At 66.0% G+C, this 5,658-nt stretch carries 5 protein-coding genes; 4 read left to right on the forward strand and 1 reads right to left on the reverse strand.

The features are described from left to right. On the reverse strand, positions 1 to 803 hold an 803-nt coding region (locus AC3XYG_RS00605; RefSeq protein ID WP_489137873.1), incomplete at its 3' end, for an enolase C-terminal domain-like protein. A 155-nt stretch (positions 804 to 958) separates the two neighbouring features. On the opposite strand from AC3XYG_RS00605, the gene AC3XYG_RS00610 reads away from it, so the two are divergent. The 4 genes from AC3XYG_RS00610 to AC3XYG_RS00625 all read left to right on the forward strand — a co-directional run. Continuing rightward, positions 959 to 1,996 (forward strand): LacI family DNA-binding transcriptional regulator, encoded by a 1,038-nt coding sequence (locus tag AC3XYG_RS00610; RefSeq protein ID WP_489137874.1) that lies wholly within the window; start codon positions 959 to 961, stop codon positions 1,994 to 1,996. 144 nt (positions 1,997 to 2,140) lie between these two features. After that, on the forward strand, positions 2,141 to 3,337 hold the full coding sequence (locus AC3XYG_RS00615; protein ID WP_489137875.1) for a mandelate racemase/muconate lactonizing enzyme family protein: 1,197 nt from the start codon (positions 2,141 to 2,143) through the stop codon (positions 3,335 to 3,337). Between the two features lie 133 nt (positions 3,338 to 3,470). Beyond that, entirely contained in the window at positions 3,471 to 4,982 is a 1,512-nt protein-coding gene (locus tag AC3XYG_RS00620) for an extracellular solute-binding protein (RefSeq protein ID WP_489137876.1), read from the forward strand. 37 nt (positions 4,983 to 5,019) lie between these two features. Next, positions 5,020 to 5,658, forward strand: a 639-nt coding sequence (locus tag AC3XYG_RS00625) for a carbohydrate ABC transporter permease (protein WP_489137877.1), incomplete at its 3' end; no start/stop codon positions are given.

The raw sequence follows: 5,658 nt of genomic DNA on the forward strand, positions 1-5,658 counted from the left end.
GGCAGGGGGTCTTCCAGCCAGGCCAGGTCGAAGGGCTCCAGCGCCTGGCCCAGGCGGATCGCCTCGTCGGCGGTCATGTAGCCTTCGCCGAAATGGTCGATGCACAGGGAGATGTCGTTGCCGACCGCCTCGCGCACCGCGCGGACGACGTCGACCGCGGCGGCGATGCCGGCCTGGCCCAGCTTGATGCCGCGCCCGGCGCCCGGCGCGCGCCAGGCCTTGGCGAGGTCGTATTCATGCAGCGTGGCCTGGCCGACCAGGGCGTTCGCGGCCCCGTTGAAGAAGCGCGGCGGCAGGTCGAACTTGATGAAGTTCAGGCCCAGCGCCTTGCGGCGCAACACCGCCTCGACATAGCCCTCCGGCGTCATCTGCGCCGGCGCCGGGGTGTCGCCGTAGATGCGGACGCGGTCGCGATGCTTGCCGCCGAGGAACTGGTGGCAGGGCACGCCATAGGCCTTGCCGACCAGGTCCCACAGCGCGATCTCGATGCCCGAGACGCCGCCGCCCTCGCGCCCCCAGCTGCCGTAACGGCGCAGGGCGGAGAAGATCATGTCGACATTGCATGGGTTCTGGCCGAGCAGCATGTGCTTGAACTGCAGGGCATTCTCGGCATGGCCGCCGTCGCGGACCTCGCCGAGGCCGGAGATGCCCTGGTTGGTGTCGATCCGGATGATCGGGTAGTAGCCGCTGCCGGTGACCACCGCGACGCGCAGATCGGTGATCTTCAGGTCGCTCGGGCGGGAATGGGTCGATACCGCGTCCTCGACCCGGTCGCGGGCGGTGTCCTCCAGACGTCCTGTCATGCTGCCAACCTCTTGTGAAGTTTGCTTGTTGTTAGGCAATTGGCTATCATTGCCAAACAAAACACGCAAGCCATGTTGGCGCATATGCGTCAACTTGACGGCAGAAGGCCCGCTGCGGCAGAAGGTGCGGTCCAAACAAGGAACGCAACATTCGTATGGCGTCAGGTCGCGTCACCATCCAGGACATCGCCGACAAGCTCGGGATTTCCAAATTCTCCGTGTCCCGCGCCCTGTCCGGCAAATCCGGCGTCGGCGAGGCCACGCGCAGCCGGGTGCTGCGCGCCGCCCACAGCCTGGGCTATCGCCGCGGCCAGGAGCCGGTGGCGGCCGCGGGCCAGATCCTGTTCATCCGCCAGGAGATCGACCCGGTCTCGAGCGAGTTGTGGCTCAACATGCTTCATGGCGCGGAGCGGGAAGGGGAGCGGCTGGGCCTGTCGATCGTGCCGCGCCAGGCCCGCCATCTCGGCGACGGCAGCCAGCTCGACAGCGCCGTGGTCGGCCTGATCCTGGCGGTGCCGCGGCCGACGGAGGTGTCCGGCCTGGCCGCCCGCACCGGGCTGCCGGTGGTCTGCGCCACTTATGTCGGCCCAATGGAGCGGATCGACCAGGTGGTCGGCGCCGATTGGGAGGCCGGGGTCGGCGTCGCCCGCCTGCTGCTCGGGCTTGGCCACCGCCGGATGGCCTTCGTCCATGGCAGCACGACGCCGCTCGGCCGTGCCGAGCGCTTCCGTGGCTTCCGCGACGGGGCGCTGGAGCAGGAGGGCGCCACCGTCGACGACATCGTCTTCGACGAGGCCGAGGGCTTCCGCGACGTGTTCTTCGCCTATATCAGGGCCGGCGGCGCGCCGACCGCCCTGTTCTGCGCCCATGACGGCATTGCCGTGAATGTGGTCTCCGACCTGCTGCGCCTCGGCATCCGGGTGCCCGAGGACATCTCGGTGGTCGGCTTCAACGATTTCGCCGCGGCCTCGCAGGTGTCGCCGCGGTTGACCACGGTGCGGACGCCGCAGGTCGAGATCGGCGCCACCATGGTGCGCTGCATCGCCGACCGGATCGGCGACGCCGAAGCTGCCGCCCGGCCGCCGGTGCGGGTGGCGCTGGTTGCCGAGATCGTGACCCGGGCCTCGACCGGCCTGGTCGGCTCCACGGCCTGGCTGGCTGCGGCGCTGAAGCTCGCGAAGAAGGCGAAGTAGAAATTTCATTCACCTAACAAGTTGCAATGAAATTCTCCTGTGTTAGGCTCGCCCTCGCATCCGAAAAATCGGACATAAAAAAGACGAGTGAGGAAACACGGGTGGGCGGCGTCGCCCGTCCCCCACCAAGCGGGGCGCCCCAGCATGAAAATCGTTGATTTGAAATGCGCGGTCATCGGCAAGAACCCGATCGTGCGCGTTGTCACCGACCAGGGCATCAGCGGCTATGGCGAGGTCGAACACCAGAAACCGTATCTGAAGCCGCACATCCTGCATTTCCGTGAGGCGCTGATCGGCGAAGACCCGACCAATGTCGAGCGGGTGATGCTGCGCATCCGCCAGCGCGGCGCCTTCAAGCCCTGGGGCGCCGCGGTCAGCGCCATCGAGATGGCGCTGTGGGATGTGGCCGGGAAGGCGGCCGGCCTGCCGGTCTACAAGCTGCTCGGCGGCAAGGTGCGCGACCATGTCCGGGTCTACAATGGCTCGCTGCGCGTGCCGCTCGGCGGTTACGACCCCGAGCACTATGCGGCGGACGCCAAGCGCCAGATGGCCCTGCCGCAGGGCTTCACCATGATTAAGCAGGCGATCGGCTTCCACAGCCCGATGCGGCGCGAAGTGCCGGATTTCTATTACGGCTCGCCGCAGAAGAGCGTGTTCCATGGCGCCATGGATTCCGGGCTGATGACCGAGCGCGGCATGAAGCATGTCATCGCCTGCGTCGCGGCGATGAAGGAGGTGCTGGGCGATGGCGTCGGCCTGGCGCTCGATTGTGGCCCAGGCTGGACCGTGCCCGACGCGATCCGCTTCGCCCGCGCGGTCGAGGAATACAACCTGCTCTGGCTCGAGGATCTGATCACCGGCGACTACGTACCCTACGTCAATGCCGACGTCTATCGCGAGGTCACCCGCGCGACCTCGACGCCGATCCACACCGGTGAGCAGATCTATCTGCGCCAGAACTTCAAAGCGCTGATCGAAGGCCATGCGGTGAACGTGATCGGCCCCGACCCTTGTGATGTCGGCGGCATCGCCGAGCTGAAATGGATCGCCGAATACGCCAACCTGCACGGCATCCTGATGGCACCGCACGGCACCGGCAACGGCGTGCTCGGCCTCGCCGCCCTGGTCCAGGTCTCGGCGACGCTGCCGCACAATTTCATCGCCTTCGAATACCCCAGCGGCGATCCGGCCTGGTGGTACGACATCGTCGACGGCCTGCCCGATCCGATCGTGCAGAACGGGATGATCGAGGTGTGGGACCGCCCCGGCATGGGGGTCGATCTCAATCCGGAGAAGGCCCGGCCGTACCTGCTGCCGGAAGACGCCGCGTTCTTCGATTGAGCGCGTGGTAACGTCAGCTAACAAGATAACAAAAACCGCAATAAGTTGCGGACCAGCCTTGACGCAGTTTCCCGGGCCAGCCTAGGCTCACCGAAACTCGCACCGAGAGGCGAGACCATTGGGAGGACCGACCATGTCCAAGTTTCATGCTGGTGACCTCTTTTCGCATCCCGTCGACCGCCGCCGCTTTCTGGGCTATTCGGCCGGCGCGGGGCTGGTGGCCGCGGGGTTCGGCAGCCCGTTCGCGGCCTGGGCCGACGACGCCGGCAGCATCGACACCTCGAACTGGACGCCTGACTACATCGACAGCATTGCCGGGACGGCGGAGGTCGACACTGCGGCCGAATGCGCCAAGGTGGTGCCGCTCGACACCAAGGGCCGGCTGACCTACTGGTGGGTCGGGCCGAACGAAGCGTCGCCGCAGGTCGAGCACGAGATCGACGCCCAGTTCTGGGACAGCTTCGCCAAGACCTATCCGAACATCACGGTCGACAAGCAGAACCTCGACTACAACCAGATGCTGAACAAGCTGCGGGCCGCAGCGCTCGGCAATGCGGCGCCGATGGTGGCGAAGCTGCCGATCCTGTGGGGCGTCGAATTCGCCGCCAAGGGCCAGCTGAGCGAATTGGCGCCGGAGGCGGTCGGCTTCCGCACCGCTGATTTCTGGCCCGGCGCGATGAAGTCGGTGACCTGGCAGGGCAAGACCTACGGCGTGCCGACCAACAACGAGACCATGGCGCTGATCTGGAACGCCGCGATCTTCAAGGATGCCGGGCTGGATCCGGAGACGCCGCCGGCGACCTGGGACGAGCTCGTCGCCTTTTCCAAGCAGATCAAGGACAAGACCGGCAAGAACGGCTACGGCCTGGTGGCCCGCACCAATGCCGGCAACACGCCCTTCCGCTTCATGCCGCAATGCTGGGCCTATGGCGGCGGCGCACTTGACGAGGCCGAGGCGAGCCCCGGCTACAAGGACGTCTACATCAACAATGCAGGCTCCAAGGCTGCACTGCAGGCGTCCTATGACATGTATGTCCGGGACAAGTCGGTGCCGACATCGGCGCTGACCAACACCCAGACCGAGAATCAGGATCCGTTCATCGCCGGCCAGTTGGCCATGATGATCAGCCACCCGATCGAATACGCCACCATGCTGGACCGGGCCAAGAAGGCGACCGGGAACGACCGCAAGATCGCCGACGCCGTCGTGGCGAACATGCGCTATGGGCTGATCCCCAAGGGCCCGGCACGGCGCGCCGTGGTGTTCGGCGGCTCCAACGCGCACATCTTCAAGCCGGACGTGGTCGATGGCGGCCTGGACATGGACGCCGCCCGCGCTTTCGTCGCCTTCTCCACCGGGCCGGAATGGTCGACCAAGCTGGCCTGGGTCGGCTCCAACCCCGGCAACACCCGCGGCTTCCGCACCAAGTGGATGAAGCAGCGGCTGCAGGAGATCAAGTTCCTGAACGTCACGACCTCGATGCTGCCGAGCGGGATCCCGTTCCCGGTCATTCCGGAATCGGCGGAGATCATGAACATCATCGTCCCGGACATGATGCAGAACGCGCTGACCGGGAAGATGACGGTGGCCGACGCGGCCGACGACGCCGCCAACAAGATCAAGGACCTGCTGTCGGGCCTTTAGGCCCGTTCCCGTTCCCCATGACAAGGAGGTTCCGGGCGTGACCATCGCTGCCGCGCAGGGCGACGCGCCGAGGGTGCGGACCGTACCCCGCAGACGTCTCGGCCTGTTCAGGCGGATCGCCCGCCACTGGGCCGATTATCTCTACATCGCGCCGGCCTTCGCGGTGATGCTGGTGGTGATCGGCTACCCGATCTACGACACGGTCTACCTGTCGTTCTTCAACACGCCGCCCAGCCTGGCCATGGCCGACAAGGCCTATGTCGGCCTGGACAACTATGCCCGTATCCTGACCAGCGCCAGCTTCCGTGAGGTCACGATCAACACCCTGGTCTGGACGGTGTTCTCGACCTTCTTCGCTTTTGTCCTCGGGCTCGGCGCCGCCCTGTCGCTCAACCGCTATTTCTTCGGCCGGGGCATCCTGCGCGGCATCCTGCTGATCCCCTATGTCATCAGCGCCGTCGCCGCCGCCTATGTCTGGCGCTGGCTGTATCACAGCGATTTCGGGGTGATCGGCGCGATCTCGGTGGCGCTCGGCATCACCGACCGGCCGATCAACTTCCTGGACAACGTCCATACGTCACTGGCCTCGCTGATCGTGGTCAATGTCTGGAAGGAATTCCCCTTCGCCATGATCATGATGCTGGCCGGGCTGCAGACGGTGCCGGAGGATCTGCAC

It is taken from the genome of Inquilinus sp., assembly GCF_057815775.1.